The sequence below is a fragment of the Reticulibacter mediterranei genome (genome assembly GCF_016587455.1).
Genome location: NZ_BNJK01000002.1, coordinates 274985 through 290612 on the forward strand (window position 1 = coordinate 274985; position 15628 = coordinate 290612).

The 15628-nt window shown below is 54.5% G+C and carries 13 protein-coding genes; 7 read left to right on the top strand and 6 right to left on the bottom strand.

The window, feature by feature from the left end; translation table 11 throughout:
- Nucleotides 1-505 precede the first annotated feature (505 nt).
- Nucleotides 506-3403, top strand: a complete 2898-nt coding sequence (locus K3T83_RS39430; RefSeq protein WP_220208624.1) for an ATP-binding protein — start codon at nt 506-508, stop codon at nt 3401-3403.
- A 141-nt stretch (nt 3404-3544) separates the two neighbouring features.
- Nucleotides 3545-4615, top strand: coding sequence for a Gfo/Idh/MocA family protein (locus K3T83_RS39435; RefSeq protein ID WP_220208625.1), 1071 nt, complete (start codon nt 3545-3547; stop codon nt 4613-4615).
- A gap of 62 nt (nt 4616-4677) precedes the next feature.
- Here K3T83_RS39435 and K3T83_RS39440 read toward each other — a convergent pair whose 3' ends face one another.
- Both K3T83_RS39440 and K3T83_RS39445 read right to left on the bottom strand, forming a co-directional pair.
- Entirely contained in the window at nt 4678-5097 is a 420-nt protein-coding gene (locus tag K3T83_RS39440; RefSeq protein WP_220208626.1) for a nitroreductase family deazaflavin-dependent oxidoreductase, read from the bottom strand.
- A 211-nt stretch (nt 5098-5308) separates the two neighbouring features.
- Nucleotides 5309-6214, bottom strand: a complete 906-nt coding sequence (locus K3T83_RS39445) for a class I SAM-dependent methyltransferase (RefSeq protein ID WP_220208627.1) — start codon at nt 6212-6214, stop codon at nt 5309-5311.
- Between the two features lie 475 nt (nt 6215-6689).
- On the opposite strand from K3T83_RS39445, the gene K3T83_RS39450 reads away from it, so the two are divergent.
- Complete coding sequence (locus tag K3T83_RS39450) at nt 6690-7340, top strand: hypothetical protein (RefSeq protein ID WP_220208628.1); 651 nt, start codon at nt 6690-6692, stop codon at nt 7338-7340.
- 29 nt (nt 7341-7369) lie between these two features.
- On the opposite strand, the gene K3T83_RS39455 is transcribed toward K3T83_RS39450, so the two are convergent.
- The gene (locus K3T83_RS39455; RefSeq protein WP_220208629.1) at nt 7370-7711 is read right to left on the bottom strand and encodes an ArsR/SmtB family transcription factor; all 342 of its coding nucleotides are present in this window, start codon (nt 7709-7711) and stop codon (nt 7370-7372) included.
- 93 nt (nt 7712-7804) lie between these two features.
- Here K3T83_RS39455 and K3T83_RS39460 point away from each other — a divergent pair, with 93 nt between their 5' ends.
- On the top strand, nt 7805-8563 hold the full coding sequence (locus K3T83_RS39460) for a glucose 1-dehydrogenase (protein ID WP_220208630.1): 759 nt from the start codon (nt 7805-7807) through the stop codon (nt 8561-8563).
- 7 nt (nt 8564-8570) lie between these two features.
- On the opposite strand, the gene K3T83_RS39465 is transcribed toward K3T83_RS39460, so the two are convergent.
- From K3T83_RS39465 to K3T83_RS39475, 3 genes are all read right to left on the bottom strand, one after another.
- Entirely contained in the window at nt 8571-9752 is a 1182-nt protein-coding gene (locus K3T83_RS39465) for a Vgb family protein (RefSeq protein WP_220208631.1), read from the bottom strand.
- 125 nt (nt 9753-9877) lie between these two features.
- The gene (locus K3T83_RS39470; RefSeq protein ID WP_220208632.1) at nt 9878-10765 is read right to left on the bottom strand and encodes a class I SAM-dependent methyltransferase; all 888 of its coding nucleotides are present in this window, start codon (nt 10763-10765) and stop codon (nt 9878-9880) included.
- Between the two features lie 26 nt (nt 10766-10791).
- Complete coding sequence (locus tag K3T83_RS39475; RefSeq protein ID WP_220208633.1) at nt 10792-11766, bottom strand: GAF domain-containing protein; 975 nt, start codon at nt 11764-11766, stop codon at nt 10792-10794.
- A 353-nt stretch (nt 11767-12119) separates the two neighbouring features.
- Between K3T83_RS39475 and K3T83_RS39480 the strand changes: the two genes are divergently transcribed.
- The 3 genes from K3T83_RS39480 to K3T83_RS39490 all read left to right on the top strand — a co-directional run bounded on the left by K3T83_RS39480 (nt 12120) and on the right by K3T83_RS39490 (nt 15538).
- Nucleotides 12120-12629 (top strand): response regulator transcription factor, encoded by a 510-nt coding sequence (locus tag K3T83_RS39480; RefSeq protein WP_220208634.1) that lies wholly within the window; start codon nt 12120-12122, stop codon nt 12627-12629.
- Between the two features lie 193 nt (nt 12630-12822).
- On the top strand, nt 12823-13923 hold the full coding sequence (locus K3T83_RS39485) for a Gfo/Idh/MocA family protein (protein WP_220208635.1): 1101 nt from the start codon (nt 12823-12825) through the stop codon (nt 13921-13923).
- Nucleotides 13924-14527: 604 nt separating this feature from the next.
- The gene (locus tag K3T83_RS39490) at nt 14528-15538 is read left to right on the top strand and encodes a terpene synthase family protein (RefSeq protein ID WP_220208636.1); all 1011 of its coding nucleotides are present in this window, start codon (nt 14528-14530) and stop codon (nt 15536-15538) included.
- Nucleotides 15539-15628: the final 90 nt, after the last annotated feature.

Consider the following 15628-nt stretch of genomic DNA (forward strand, 5'->3'; position numbering starts at 1 on the left):
AATCAGAGAAAGTTTTAACGTGTGATTGCAAATGGATATAGACGTTCTTATTCCTAGAAGTGTTTTACGGTATGTATAAGTGCTTTATGGAGTCGTCCATCTTTAACCCATAAATGGTTGATGTGCGACAAAATGGTATTATAATTTCTGTATATTCTGTTTTTTACAAGTATCTCCTCTCAAAATGGATTTTGATGATGGATGGTAAACTCCATTATGCGCACAGGGCTTTCCAATTCTCCCATCTAGCGGGAGTGCAGAGGGCGGCAGCCCTTTGCCGGGGTGCGGGGTGTCCCCGCAAAAACCTTTTTTCTTCTCTTTTGCGCGCCGCCTGCGGCGGCGCGCGAAGGAGGGAAGGAAACTGGGGACGCCCCAGGCCCCGGCAGGGAGACCCCTGCACCCCTTTGAGCGGAGAACTGGAAAGCCCTGATTATGCGCAGTCCCTCCATTTACCCGCGCGTTCGTCTCTGCTACAATACAAATAGCTTGCGTAAGGAGGGTTCTGGTGCGTCCATTGCCGACTGGTACGGTGACATTGCTTTTCACGGACATCGAAGGATCGACCCGGCTGCTACGGCGACTGGGGCCGCGCTATGCCGAAGTGCTGGCCGAGTGTCGCGCGCTTTTGCGAGCGGCTTTTGCACAATGGCGGGGTCATGAGGTTGATACACAGGGAGATGCGTTTTTTGTCGCTTTTACCCGCGCCATCGATGCGGTTTCAGCGGCCCTCACCATACAACGCACGCTGCATGCGCATCAGTGGCTGGATGATGCGAAGGTGCGGGTGCGCATCGGGGTGCATACTGGAGAGCCACAGTCCACAGATGAAGGCTATATTGGCATGGATGTGCATCGAGCGGCTCGCATCATGAGCGTGGCACATGGCGGGCAAGTGCTGCTCTCGCGCACAACCAGCGATCTTATTAAGGATGAGATGCCCGACGCCGTGACGCTGCGGGATATGGGAGAGCATCACCTCAAAGATATCGCCGGGCCGACGCAGTTGTTTCAGCTAGAGATCCCGGGAATCCCAATCGACTTCCCGCAGTTGCTGACCGCGCAACCCCAACGACTTCTGCATCATTTCCCATCTCAACTCACGCCGTTTATTGGTCGCGAACAGGAGCGCAAGAAGATCGGAGAGCTGGTGAGCCGCGTCGATGCGCGGCTCATTACGCTGGTCGGGGCCGCTGGTGTTGGGAAGACGCGCCTGGCCGTGCAGGTAGCAAGCGAGTTGTTCGCACACTTTCCAGGTGGCCTCTTTTTCGTGGCGCTGGCACAGGTGAATGATGCCGGTGGCGTCCTGCCTGCCATTGCTCAGGCGCTCGATCTTCAGGAAGAGCAGGGACGCCCACTGCTCGACTGCCTGCAACAGGCACTTCATCTTCGGCGCACGCTGCTGTTGCTGGACAACTTTGAGCAGGTGCGCAATGCCAGCCTCGACATTATTCGTTTGCTCGCTGCCTGTCCGCTCATGAAAGTATTGATTACGAGCCGCGAAGTCTTGCATGTGCAAGCCGAGCAGGTCTTTGACGTGTCGCCGCTCTCGCTGCCCGCCGCTACCCATTCCCAGGAGCCTGCGGCCCTGTTGCAATGTGAAGCCATCGCGCTCTTTGTGCAGCGCGCTCAGGCCGTCAAGCCCGGCTTTCAGTTGACAGCGCTCAACGCGGCGGCTGTGATGAATATCTGCACCCGCCTCGACGGATTGCCGCTGGCGATAGAACTGGCGGCGTCGCGCGTGCGTTATTTTCCTCCCCAGGCGCTCCTGACGCGGCTGGAACATGGTCTGGGCATACTCAGCGGCAATGCCCACGATATTCCAGAGCGCCAGCAAACGTTACAGCGGGCGCTGGCGTGGAGCTATGAATTGCTGGATGCCAGGGAGCAGGAGGTGTTTCGGCGGCTCTCCGTCTTCGTCCAGGGCGGAACACTGGCTGCAATCGAACAGGTGTGCAGCGCCGCCGGATCTATCCCGCTTGAGATGCTGGCTGTGCTTGAGGCGCTCGTTGACAAAAGTTTGTTGCTGCAACAGGTACAATCTGACGGAGAGATGCGCTTCTGGATGTTACGAACGTTGCGCGAATACGGGTTGGAATGCCTGGAACTAGCGAATGAGGGAGAGGTGACGCGCACCGCCCATGCTCGCTACTATCTGGCCTGGATTGAGCAGACGACCTCGCACTCGTTTTCTGCCGAACGCATGGGGGGGCTGCATCTCGTCGATCAGGAGTACGACAACCTGCGCGCCGCTCTGGAGTGGCTGCTGCAATATGCGGAGGCCGGTCAGCAAGAACTGGCGGAGGAGGCGCTGCGCTTTTGCATCGCCCTGTGTCTCTATTGGGAGATTCGCGGCTATTTTAACGAAGGGCTGACGCTATTTAAGCGGGCACTGGCCGTGGGAACAGAGGCGAAAGCCTCGATTCTGGCCGAGGCGCTCTATATGGCCGGTTTTATGACGCTTGTACAGGAGGGCAGCGAGCCAGCCGAAGCATTGCTGAGCAGAAGTCAGCAGCTCTTTCAGGCAAATGGCGATAAGCTGGGGATGGCGAACATTCTGCGCATGCAGGGCGCTCTCAGTAGCATGCGTGGCAGATATAAGATTGCTCGTCAGTTATTGGAGAACGCGCTGCGTCTGTATGAAGAGCAAGAGAATAAAAAACGTGTTATGAATGCCCGCGAAGATCTTGCGCAAATCGCCCTTGCGCAGTGCAATTACGAGCAGGCACGCATGTTGCTGGAGGAAAATCTGGCTGAATATCAGTGGCAAGAAGAACATTATTTTACCGCTTATTGCTTCTATGATCTGGCATGCGTCTATTTCTTTTCACAACATGATCTCGTAGAGGCCCAGAAGTTGGCGGAGAGGAGCCTCACCCTCTTCAAAGCGCACGGCGACAGGCGTTTCATGGCCTTCGTCTTCTGTTTGCTAGGACAAATCCATATCGCTCAGGGTCAGGAGAGCGAGGCGCGTTCGTTGCTTGAAGAGAGCCTGCTGACCTTTAAGTCTATCGAGGATCGTTCGGGCACCGTCGAGGCGCTGCTCGCCCACGCGCGTCTCATGATGCGGCAGGGCAGCTATCAGGAGGCGCAAACCGATTACAGCGAGGGTTGCAAATTAGTGCGCGCGCTTGGCGAGAAAAGGTTGGCGGCTGAATGTCTGGAAGGGATTGGTGAGGTGCTGGTGAAGCTGGGCAAGCCCGAAGAGGCCGCGCAGGTCTGGGGGACAGCGGCAGAGATTCGCGCAACCATCGTGGCCCCCATGCATCGCATCTATCGTCCCTTCTATCGCGAATCAGTCTCGGCGGCGCGGCTCTGGCTGGGCGACGAAGCGTTTCAACGTGCCTGGGCAACTGGACGGCGGTTGCCGTTGGAACATGTGCTGATGCGTCTGGTAGAGGCGTGAGACGGATATCACCGCCTGCTCTCTCCTTGAGTTTCCCCTCGTTTCTATTGTAGACTATATTCTTGTAGATCTATTTACTCTTACATGGGATGCACATGACGTGTTCCAGTTGATATCACAACGGGAAGTGAGAAGAGAAGCGTGAAAGACCCTTTCAATATTGCTATTATCGGGTGCGGAAATATTGCTGGCGGGTATGCGAAGACCTTGCAACCCTACAGTCATATTCGCTTGCGTGGTGCCACCGATATTGACATCAAGCGAGCGGAGGACTATGTGGCGGCGTATGGCGGTCGGGTCTACCCGACACTTGAGGCGTTGCTGGCCGATGAAGAGGTTGATCTTGTCGTCAACCTGTCAATCCATCATGCGCATTTCGTGGTGATCCGGCAATGTCTCAATGCTGGCAAAGATGTCTATAGCGAAAAGCCGCTCTCGTTGACCTCTGAGGAGGCGCAAAGTCTGGTTGCTCTGGCACAGAAGCAAGGCAGGCGCTTGAGTTGCGCGCCGAGTACCATTCTGGGCGAGGCGCAGCAAACGGCGTGGAAGACAATTCGCGAGGGCAAGCTTGGCACGGTACGTGTGGCTTATGCTGAGGTCAACTGGGGGCGTATCGAATCCTGGCATCCCGCGCCCGGCCCATTTTACGCGGTGGGAGCGCTCTTTGACGTTGGCGTCTATCCGCTCACCATTCTCACCACTATCTTTGGTCCGGCGCGGCGCGTCACCGGCTTTGGCAAAGTGCTTTATCCCGACCGCGTGACGAAAGAGGGCGTCCCCTTCCATATTGACACGCCTGATTTTGTCGTTGCAGCCGTCGAGTTTGCCAATGGAGCGGTTGCGCGCCTGACCACCAATTTCTATGTCGGTCACCATAGCAAGCAGCGCGGCATCGAATTTCACGGCGATCTCGGCTCGCTCTATTTAAACGATTGGCAGAACTTTGACGGCAAGGTCGAGTTTGCCGAGTTCAACAAGCCGTATGAGGTGGTTCCATATGTGAAGGAGCCGTATCATGGCGCAGAATGGAGTCGTGGCCTGGTAGAGATGATAGCGGCCATCAACGAAGATCGGCCTGCACGCATTACTGGTGTGCAGGCCGCGCATGTGGTTGATATCCTCTGTGCTGTGCAAAACTCCTTTGAGCAAGGTAAGCCGGTCGAACTCGCTTCAACATTCCCTCAACCGGAACCGATGGAGTGGGCGCGTTAGGATACATAAATAGGAGGAGCAGCAGCGGCGCATCTATCGCTGCTGCTGCTCTTTTTTGCTGGCTATGATTGACGACGGGTGAGTAGGATCACCGGGATCTGGCGCGAGGTCTTCGCCTGATGATCGTCGATGAAAGGGAACGAGGCCAGCGCCTTTGCCCAGAGCTGCTCTCGTTCAGCGCCCTCTACGACACGGGCAGTGGCTTGAAAGGTCTCGCCGCCAAGCTCAACCGTGACCTCGGGATGGGCAACGAGATTGTGATACCAGGCAGGATGACGCGACGCGCCCATATCGGAGGCGAAGATAAGCAGGCGATCGCCATCGGTCAGATAACCCAGCGGTGCGACGCGGGGCTGCCCGCTTTTCGCTCCAATGGTCGTGAGCAGGAGTATGGGCATATGCTCTAAACGGCCCCCAGGCTTTCCTCCGCTCGCACGGAACTCCTCGATCACGCTACGATTATAAATAATTTGACCTGTCATGGTTTCTCCTGACTACAGGTGCATCCACGAAATCCTCCCGGGGAAGGCCGAATATGGCAGGGGCGATGGCTTGTCCTCGCCCGGTGGCCGCATCGCGTGTGTGCAGGTGGGCGAGGGCAAGCCATCGCCCCTGCCATATTCGTGTGACGTTTCCCGCCTTATTTGTCGGATGCACCAAATATATATTTTGTTAAGAAAGCAGGTTATGCCCTTATTCTTTTGCTGGCTTCTGTCCCCACGCACTCAAGAAATACCAGAGGCCACGAAAATCTTCTGAAAGCATTTCAATCTGGAATTGCTCATAGAGCGCATCTATCTCTTCATTTGTAGTAACGCCCATTTTGAGCAGGAAAGGTTTCATCAGCAGCCAACCGGTACGAAAATTGCTATAGTTGGCGTGGTAAGCAGTGGTGCCCGACGAATAATTCAGGACGTGTGGCTGCTCGATCACGCCCAGGCAACCGGCCCTCTGGAGCAAGATAGACAACATGGGAGTAATGCCAATATTGCTCGATTCGCGCCCGGCCCCGAAGCCTTTCCCCGCTCGATAACATGCCTGCGCCGCGAGTGTGGTGAGGCGTTCGAGGGCACGACTATTGGTAACGCCTGTTGCGGCCACGTCCGAATCGGTCAGACGAACCATGCCGCCCGGTTTGGTGACGCGCACCATCTCTTGAAGCACCTGCGGCCACTGTTCACGCGAAAGGAAACCAACCATGAAGCGCGCGTTCACAAAATCGAAGGAATCGTCGGGGAATTTGAGCGGCTGTGTTACGTCCATCTCTTCAAAATAGGCGTTTTTCAAGTGCTGCACCTCCGCCTGGGCCTGCGCATATTCGATCATGGTGTGGCTGATGTCGATGCCGAAGACCTCGATTGAGGGATAGGTAAACGCGACCTGCTGCACCCAGCCGCCCGGTCCACAGGCCACGTCCAGCACACGTTGTTTGTCGATTGACTCAGGATTAGGTTTGGGATCAGGATCATAGAACTCAGGGAAGAGACCTCCCATCGCTCGCGTCGTCATATGGTCTTGATCGAGCAACCGTGCCATTTCAGCACTGCTCTCGACATCGAAAACGTATTGATTATGTATCTGATGAGGCTGTCCCATCATGTATCACCTCGCCCGCTTGCTAATATTGCTCATCCGTTTCTAAGCAGCATAACAAGCAGCGGCGGCGTTGTCAAGAAGCTAAATAGACGTTTTCAGGGCTTTCCAGTTCTCCGCTCAAAGGGGTGCAGGGTCTCCCTGCCGGGGTCTGGGGTGTCCCCAGTTTCCTTCCCTCCTTCGCGCGCCGCCGCAGGCGGCGCGCAAAAGAGAAGAAAAAAGGTTTTTGCGGGGACACCCCGCACCCCGGCAGAGGGCTGCCGCCCTCTGCACTCCCGCTAGATGGGAGAATTGGAAAGCCCTGTAGACGTTTTTGTGAGAATAGGTGTAGAGATATTCAATCGCTTGTGCTTGAACAGGCTTTGGAAGCGTTCTGATTCTCTGCGACGAATTTGCGACGAATTTGCGACAGATAGTAGATCCTTCTGTAGAAAATGAGATCTATAATATTTCTGGAAGAATATTGAGAAAGAAGACCGCTATGATTGAAATACCAAAGAAGCAAGCAGACACAGCGTCTTTAGGCGAGTCGCGCTGGACCTTGCGAGTCGGATATGCAGCCTGCGCCTGGGGTATATGGTTTGTCATCTTGCACGCCTATGTATTCGTTGGGGGAGGAGGATCTTTCAATGTGCAAAGTCAGTTTGCTCGCAATCCCTGGATATATGTCCTGTCCACTTCACTCTCGATCCTCTTATTTACTGCCGCTGCACTGTTTCCGCTGGCGTTGATCTGGCCGTTTCGCTGGCTAAGTCAACCGCGTATGCAGATTATCACCCTCGCGTTAGCATATATCGGGATGATTGGATTTGCCGTTTATGAACTGGTTTTCGCGCAGGAACTCGGTGCCAGCCTCTTCAGTTTCGGCGTGTGCCTCATAGGTGTGCTTGTGGCCTTTGTGCGGCCACACAACCTGAGCGTCGCACATTGGATGGTGCTGGTTGCTACCTGGACAATAGGAATTGGCATGATCCTCTATGGCAGCTCTTATGTGTGGTTTGCCTTTTTACAGTCCTCATTCGAGAAAGGGCTTGGCTACTTCTTGCTTGGGGGCGTAAATTTTACCGTTGAAGGCATCCTCTTTGTGGCAATTGCCTATCTGACAAGCCAACGTGGACGTATCAGATTGTGATCCAGTTGTGTCAGTAGTGAGACGACACGCTATTGAGGAGTGGAGGCAGCAAGATAGCTGGCCTGGACCGCTACGAGGAAGCGGGCTAGCGTCTCCCGATTGACTACATAGAAGACCTGCTTGCCCAGGCGATGCTCCTCGATCAATCCAGCTTCGCGCAACTCTTTGATGTGATATGAGAGCTTCGAGGTAGAGATATTGCCCAGCTTGGGCCGCACATCGACATAAGGACAAATGGCATGAGGGAGCGCTGGATGCGGATGCGATATACACGTCTCGTCCCGCCCCCGTGCCAGGATATCAAGAATCTGCAAACGAATCGGATCGCTCAATGCGCCCGCCACCTGCACCAGCATTTGTTTCTCTTCCATACGATTCAGTATAGCATATTTTTCTTGACATTGCAAAAAAAACTGGATTATAATACCCTCACAATCCAATAAAATTTGGAAGGAGAATTTAATATGAACAGATTTAAAGGTAAGGTTGTGCTGGTGACAGGTGGAGCTACTGGCATTGGGGAGGCTGCGGCGCTGGCATTTGCGCGTGAGGGAGCGAGCGTGGTGATTGCGGGACGGCGCGTGAACGAAGGCGAGAAGGCCGTTGATCGGCTCAAAGCGACGGGAGCCGAGGGATATTTTGTGCAGACCGATGTGACGAGAGAAGCGGAGGTGGAGCGACTGCTTGAGACGATCAACTCGCGCTATGGGCGACTCGATGTCGCCTTCAACAATGCCGGACATGAGGGCAAGCAGGCGGTAGTGAGCGAACTGGATGAGACTGCCTGGGACGCGGTGGTCACGGTCAATCTTAAGGGAGCGTGGTTGTGTATGAAGCACGAGATTCAGCAGATGCGCAAACAGGGAGGCGGTGCTATCGTCAATATGGCGACAAACCTTGCCTACGTTGGCAGGCCCGGCACCGGAGCGTATAGCGCCGCCAAAGCCGGAGTGCTGGCTCTGAGCAGGATTGCCGCGCTCGAAAATATCCAGGCCGGCATCCGTATTAATGCCGTGAGTCCCGGTCCGGTTGGCACGCCGATGGCCGAACGCCTGTTTGGTTCGCTGGAAAATCAGCGCAAACGGCTTGAGACTGCCTCCCCGCTTGGCCGCGCGGGAAAGCCTGAAGAGATTGCTGCCGCTGTTCTCTGGCTCAGTTCATCCGAATCCGCGTATGTCGTCGGTCAGGATATCGTGCTGGACGGCGGCATCAATATCCAGTGAAGCGGCTTCAGCGCATAGTTCCTTCGGGCCACATCAGCAAAGCTGGCCCGAATCCCTGCTCACCGTATTGTTCGGTGAACCACAGCGTCCCGTTGCTCTGCACGGTCAGCCCATCGTGAGGATGCGCGCTGGCGTCGTGAATGAGGCGAGCGTGAACCTTGCTGGTGGCGGGAATCAGGTAGCCAACGGTCGCGTTTAGCGAATCCGTGAACCAGATGCGATTCTGTCCATCGGCAGCGATGCCCGAAATATGCGTGCAGTTATATTCGCGCCGACAGGGAAGAGCAACAGAGTATTGTGTAACCTTCCCCGTCGTTGGCGAGAAGCGAGCGACGTTGCCAGAGAAGCCCTCACTTACCCAGATGTTGTTCTGCATATCGGCAGTAATCAGGTGCGGGCGAGCTTCTGCATTTGTCGTAATCACGTATTCTTTGAGTGAGACCTGGCCCGAAAGGGTGGGCGTGAAGGTGCCGATCTTGCCCTCGTCCGAGCGGTTTTCGGCGAACCAGATGCGGCCCTGATGATCCAACGTGATGCCATAGGGGCGACTGTCAGCTATCGGCAGCGGCGTTTCAGTCATGCGATGAGTACGTGTATTGAAGAACCCAATGTTATTGCCGGTTATTTCGGTAAACCAGAGGTTGCCATTGGCATCGAAGGCGAGATCGTAGGGGGCGCTACCAGGGCTGGTCCGCCATTGCTGGAAGCGTCCATCGTCCGGGTCGAATTCGGCGATGGCATCGTTGGTTGGTTCGGTAAACCAGACATCACCATCAGGCGAGACCTGAATGAAAAGGGGACCGGAATAGGCTGAGGGGCCGATCCCTTCCGGTTCCTGGTAATTGGCAATCAAGCTACCATCCGAGAGGGCATATTTGCCGATGGTTGTAGGAAAGGCCGTCTGGCAAACGGGGGACATCTCGCAACCCGGCTCTGCGACCCAGACGAAGCCGCGCTGTTCATCTAAAGCGACACCCCAGGCATTCGTTTTGGTGGCCACCCGGTTGCTCAGTTTGCTCTGCGTACGCTGTAGAAGTTCTGGCTGCTCGCTAAGGAGCCTGCGCAAAGCAAGCTTGGGAGCAGGTTGGGGCTGCATATGTTGAACTTCGCTACAGAGAAACGTGAAAAGACTGCCGAGAATAATGATCAGTAATACGAGGCTCACGCTGTTGGGCGGGTGACGTTGCAAGCTTGTTTCCTCTCTTCCATCCGATTCGGATTTACGCCTTCCATATTCATTGTAAAGGAAGAGAGGAAATTTCCCGATAACCGCCACTCCTGTCGTAGTCGAGGGGAGATCACCAGATCACACCGTTAATCGGTCGCCTTCGTGCCCCAGGCCGAACTGAGATTCCAGAAGACGTGGAAGCCAGGCAGTTGCATCTCCACCAGCATTTGTTGATAGAGATCTTGATAATCGGGGCTGCCACAGTCCCACTTATCGATTAATGGGCGCGTATTCTGAAACATATACATCGCATCTTGATAAATACTTTCACCGGCTGCTGTTCCCGCGACAAATTCCAGGTGGTATGGCCTCATTTGCACCTGCTGGCATCCGGCTTCAGTGAGCAGTTCATCCAGTCTGTGCGCCACACCCCAGCGGCGCGGATTATCGCTATAACCAGCCTTCTCACCAGCGCAGAGCAGCATGCCCAGCATCCTTTCATAGGTCGGACTACTGCTGGTCGGGCCGCCTGTCTGGTCTGAGCCGCTCTCAGTGACGCGCACAGTGCCACCCGGACGCGCCACGCGCAGAAGGTCGCGCAGAATGGACGACCACTCATTTAAATGCAGGAAGCTGGAGGCAAAGCGCATATTGACAAGATCGAACGTGTCATCTGCAAATTCAAGGGGGCGCATCGCGTCCATCACCTGAAAATCGACCTGACGCGAGAGCCGCCGGGCCTGGGTCTGAGCGCGCGCATACTCGATCATACGCCAGCTAATGTCGATGCCCGTAATCTGCATCGTAGGATAGTGAACCGCCGTTTCCAGCACCCATCCTCCCGGTCCACAGGCCACATCCAGCACGCGCTGAAACGTTTCTGGCCGCTCCAGCCCTGCCAGCACACCGTCCATACCGGCTGTAATAAACTGATCTTGCAACAGCAGGCGAATCATCTCTGCCTCATCGTGCTGGCTCTGGACAAAATAGGTGCTGGGATTATCCTTGCCGCGCGGGTCAATCGGGGTTGGCATCGCTTCTCCTCCTCTTAATGACTACTCTACGATAGATCGAGAAACGCCTCTTCAAGCTGCTGCCAGGCGCACTGTTCCGCCTGGACCCGTGAAAGCAAAGCATTTTGTTGCATGAGATGTAATACGCGCTCTTGAATGGTTGCGAGATAGGGTCGCTGCATATCGCGTGCTGGCATGCTGCGCAGGCGTATGCGGTCTGGTGGATAGAACTGGTGTGTTTCAAAGGCCAGACCAAGCAGGTGAGCGTAGATTTGCAAGATATATTGCAGGCGCGGCGAGAAGAAGTCGGGCTGTGGGCTGGATACCGTCAGACAGCCGGCCACGTGGCCGCCGCGTTGAATGGGATAGGCGGCGGCGCTCGACTTGTTCGATGGACGCAAAACTGGCAAATGCTGCTCTTCTCTCACATTTTGCACAATACCGGCCTGACACAGACTGACGCTATAGCCGGAGAGCGATTCGGCTCCCATGAAAAAGCGCGCGCCAGCTTGTAGAAATTGTTGCTGATGGGTCGTCATTTTTATAATCTCGCGCACACTCTGCACCGGCGCGTCGGGAGTGGCGGGGGGCGTACATTGCGCTACCATTATGAGCAGATCGAGATGGTTCGGGTCAATCGTTGCCTGGAGTTGCAAAAAGATGAGGTGAACAATGGAGATGAAATGGAGGTTATGAGGTGTGTTGGCGTTGGTTTCGAGCAAGCGAACCAGGAAATCGAGCGGGAGATCCTCTGCCAGCCGCCGCGTGTTGTCCAGCAGCGGGAGATGAAAGTCAGGCCGCGCTTTGTAGATCGCCATGAGCAGGCTAGATTGATGCTGGGGCAGCGCATCGAGCAGGCTGGAGAGTCGCTTGCTATCAGGTTCTTCTGTCTCTCCACTGATCCAGCGTGCCAGCGTGCGTGGAGCAATATCGGTACGCTGCTCGATGAGTCGCCTCGTAGCCGAATCTCGCAAGAGTTCTTTAAGTAGCGCGCGAAATGCGCTCCAATCTTGTCCTGACATATATTTCCTCGCCCGTTCTCACTGTAAGTATACCTGAAGTGAACTCAAACGTCGAGTCGTAGGCCGATAATGATTTTTTACGAACCTGGTCAGGTATTTTGTAGTTTCCCGATAAATCGGGAAACTACAAAATACCTTGCCGCTTTTGAAAGGAAAATTTCATCATAGCCACAAGTCATTGTCATAGACAGCGACATTGACAACGAACTGATTAGCTGCTACCCTGTAGATATAATACGTAAAGGCACAAACAGGAAAGCACAAATTGTTTCTCTACAAATAACCTGGGGATGGGTGGGGATAGTTCCTGCCTGCATCCTCTTGCAGTGACGGGTACGCAGAAGGATTTTGTTGTGGTGGATAACGGGTCGGCCATATTTGAGGCTGCATATCAGATATCCTCTGGTGGCGAGAACAAACAGCCACTTTATCTGGCTTATCAGGCATCTCATTCTTTTTCGAGAACCGGTGTGCTGGTCGTTGAGCAAAATCCGGCCATTCAAGATATGCTCTGCTGGGCGCTAGAACTGGCCGGCTACCTTCCTATTGCTCAAACTCCCGAATACATCGTCGATCACTGGCGCAATCACCAGCTACTCACCGACGAGAAGATCGCTTTGTTGCTGCTAGATGTCAGTTTTCCCTGGGAGCAGGAGGGATTGGAGTTTTTGCGCACGTTGCGCATCCATTGGGCCGCGCACTGTAGCGTTGCCCTCCCAATCATCGTCCTGACGACCAGTGAAAATATGTATCAGGCGTTGTCCAGGCAAGGCGAGCAGGTGGAGAAGAAGCCATTTCATATCAGCCGGTTGATCGCCAGGATACAGGACATGATCGATGGCCCCACCGATCTTCCGTCGTAGTACTTTGTCAACTTTCATCGCGTGGTTTCCCCAGAGGATGTTCTGGATGCACCAACGAATGAAGCTTGACTACTACAGGAGGAGAATGGCTTTGCTTCTGTTCGACGGTTGAGGTATGATGAACGCGGGAACAGGTGAAAACGTTCCCATATCGTATCGCCTGGCAAACAGACAAGGATAGAAACAAAACCGCATGGAAACTCAACGCATTTATTTGATTGGAGCTGGTATCATCGCTCGTCAGCATGCCGCCACGATTCGCCGTTTTCCCCGATCTGAACAGGTTGTGCTTTCAGTGGCCGATCCGAACAAGCAAGCTCTTGCAGTCTTCACCGAGCAGTACCCACATGCTCATGCATTTGAGGATGCGCAAACGATGCTGGCCGAGCCTGCGCTTGAAAACGATATCGTCATTGTGGCAACTCCGCCCGTGACCCACTACGAACTCGCCAGTGCCGCGCTTGCAACGGGTCGTCACGTGTTGTGTGAGAAGCCATTGGCGCTCGATCGCGCTCAGGCCCGGCAGATGCTAGCAACTGCGCGGACGCATGGGCGCGTTCTGGGATGTTGTAGCGTGCGCTTTTTACACTGGCCTCCAGCTGAAGCCGCACGTCGCCTGCTGCAAGAGGATGTGCTTGGGCCGCTCTACCATGTGCGTTTCCTGTGCGTGGAGCAGCGCAATCGACCAGGCATTGAGTATCAGCCGGGGACGGCCTGGTTTCTGGACAGGACGAAAAGCGGCGGTGGTACCCTGATGGATCGCGCTCCCTACGAGTTTGGCGTCCTCAACGATCTGCTGAAGCCAACGCACATAGAGGTGTTGAGTGCCTGGCTCGCCAATCCCATCACTGCTGGAATGTCTCCCGCAAGCGAGCGGGACGTGGAGCAGCACGCTGGAGCTTCTCTGCGCTATCATCTCGCCGATGGCACGACCTGCATGCTCACCTATGAACGCGCCTCTGGCACTCACAGCGAGGCACAATCCTGCGTTGAGATCACGGGCCTCAAGGGGAGCATTCGCTGGATCTGGCCTCATGGCTTCATCAGCAATACCCTCACGCATACCTATGATTGCAATGGACGGGTCGAGAGCAAAACAATTTCTTTCCCACGCCCAGATCCAGAAGATCTCCGCTTTGGTGAGAAGCCGCTCTATTATTTCTATCAATATTTACAGCACCAACCATCGTCCGCCATCGTCAACGAACAGGCGCTCTTCAACTTCTCCTGCATTCGTGCCATCTACGATTGCGCATTGAGTGAACAACCGCAAACGGTTGTGCTGGGAGAATAACAGGGCGTTCTCTAAATGAGGGAAAAGAGATACCCGAGACCTGGACGAGGACAGGAACTTGCTTCTTGCTACCAGCAGTCGTCATGGAGCTACGATTCATGTCCTCCTGAGCCGCGTACGGCTTCAGGAGGACGCCTTTCTTCTCTCTACCAGGTATCGAACGAAGTAATGGGCATATGTGCCTGGCCGGAAAAGAAATATATTGCGGCCAACCCTTGACTTGCAAGTAAAAAACATGTATGCTTTTACTGTTCGCTCCGAACAGGTCATACTCTACAAGAAAACCTTTCACTCACCGTCGCCTTTGGTGAGTAACGCGCCCGTTCCCTGTCATGCATCCGCTGGAGGGTGTGGATCGACAGATTTAACACTATTGTAGTGTTAAGACAACCGCTATGCTGTATGTTGTATCGTGCTGTTGTAGGGTCGGAACTTCGTTTTTCATTTGTGAGTAGGTGTTGACTGGTAGAAATTGGTAGGAAGACAACTACTGAGTAGGCGTTCATTGGCAGGGGTTGACTGGTAGGACCTGTCCTGCGATAATACGCCTCGTGGCTGTGAACAGCAGTTCAGCTTTATTTATGATGATGAAGAGGGAAGTGTAATGGAAGCTATTTGTATCCCCAAAATGTATTGCCCATTTCCCCCGCAGATCAGCCCTTACGCGCAAGAAGTACATGAGCATTCACTTGCCTGGGCAACGCGTTTCCAGATGATTCAAGGAGAGGCGGCCCGGCGGCGTTTTCATGGCACAAATCTTGCTCGGCTCACGGCCCGCGCCTATCCAACAGCGAGCCTGGAGGACATGAAGCTGCTCAACGACTGGATGGTCTGGTTCTTTGTCTTTGACGATCAATTTGATGATGTTCTAGGTACATCACTCGAAAGCGCGCTGTCAACCGTTCATGCATACATCAAGATATGCGAGGATGCTGGCGAGCAATCGGCACCCGGACCAGCTGCGGCAGCGCTTTGCGATCTCTACCGCCGAACGTTGCCGCGTATGTCTCCGGACTGGCGTACGCGTTTTACCCGCCATTTCATTCAATATCTGGATACCTACACCTGGATGGGCCAGCATCATCTGCAAGGAGCGATACCTGAGTTGCATGTCTATCTGGAGTACCGTTATCATTCGGGTGGTGCGGTCCCGAGCCTCGATCTCATCGAATTCGCTGATCGTCTGTGCTTACCGGACGAGCTATTGCTGAACTGGGAGTTCGAGCGGCTCAATCGTGCGGCCAATCATGCCATTTGCTGGTCAAACGACATCTTCTCGCTGGCAAAAGAGCTGGCGCGTGGCGAGGTCAGCAATCTGGTGGTTATCACGAAGCATATGTATCGCCTGTCGTGGCAGGAGGCTATTGAAAGCGTCAATACGATGGTCACAAACGAGGTGCGCCTCTTCGAGCGGATCGAGCGTCAGATGCCACCCGTCGCGCCACACCTGGCCGCCGATGCATATCGCTACATTGCGGGACTCAAAGCCTGGATTCGTGCCAATTTCGACTGGTCGGCTGAAACTCATCGTTACCTGCACGTTGAGCAAACACGAGCCGGGGAAACGGTGAGCTACGTCGAACCAATCCTCGCCACCGCTCCCATGATCGAATAAATGTATTTTCTGAGAATCTCTTTTTGTTCTCGCCCTGAGAGCAATACACGTACGATGGGTGCTACGGGCGAGGACAAGCCATCAAGACAG

What these genes read in the sequence shown, in the direction of transcription:
- K3T83_RS39445 (WP_220208627.1), bottom strand. Translation starts at nt 6,214, where the DNA reads ATGATGGGACAGCCTCATCAGATACATAATCAATACGTTTTCGATGTC.
- K3T83_RS39440 (WP_220208626.1), bottom strand. Translation starts at nt 5,097, where the DNA reads ATGACAGGTCAAATTATTTATAATCGTAGCGTGATCGAGGAGTTCCGT.
- K3T83_RS39460 (WP_220208630.1), top strand. Translation starts at nt 7,805, where the DNA reads ATGAACAGATTTAAAGGTAAGGTTGTGCTGGTGACAGGTGGAGCTACT.
- K3T83_RS39485 (WP_220208635.1), top strand. Translation starts at nt 12,823, where the DNA reads ATGGAAACTCAACGCATTTATTTGATTGGAGCTGGTATCATCGCTCGT.
- K3T83_RS39490 (WP_220208636.1), top strand. Translation starts at nt 14,528, where the DNA reads ATGGAAGCTATTTGTATCCCCAAAATGTATTGCCCATTTCCCCCGCAG.
- K3T83_RS39455 (WP_220208629.1), bottom strand. Translation starts at nt 7,711, where the DNA reads ATGGAAGAGAAACAAATGCTGGTGCAGGTGGCGGGCGCATTGAGCGAT.
- K3T83_RS39475 (WP_220208633.1), bottom strand. Translation starts at nt 11,766, where the DNA reads ATGTCAGGACAAGATTGGAGCGCATTTCGCGCGCTACTTAAAGAACTC.
- K3T83_RS39450 (WP_220208628.1), top strand. Translation starts at nt 6,690, where the DNA reads ATGATTGAAATACCAAAGAAGCAAGCAGACACAGCGTCTTTAGGCGAG.
- K3T83_RS39470 (WP_220208632.1), bottom strand. Translation starts at nt 10,765, where the DNA reads ATGCCAACCCCGATTGACCCGCGCGGCAAGGATAATCCCAGCACCTAT.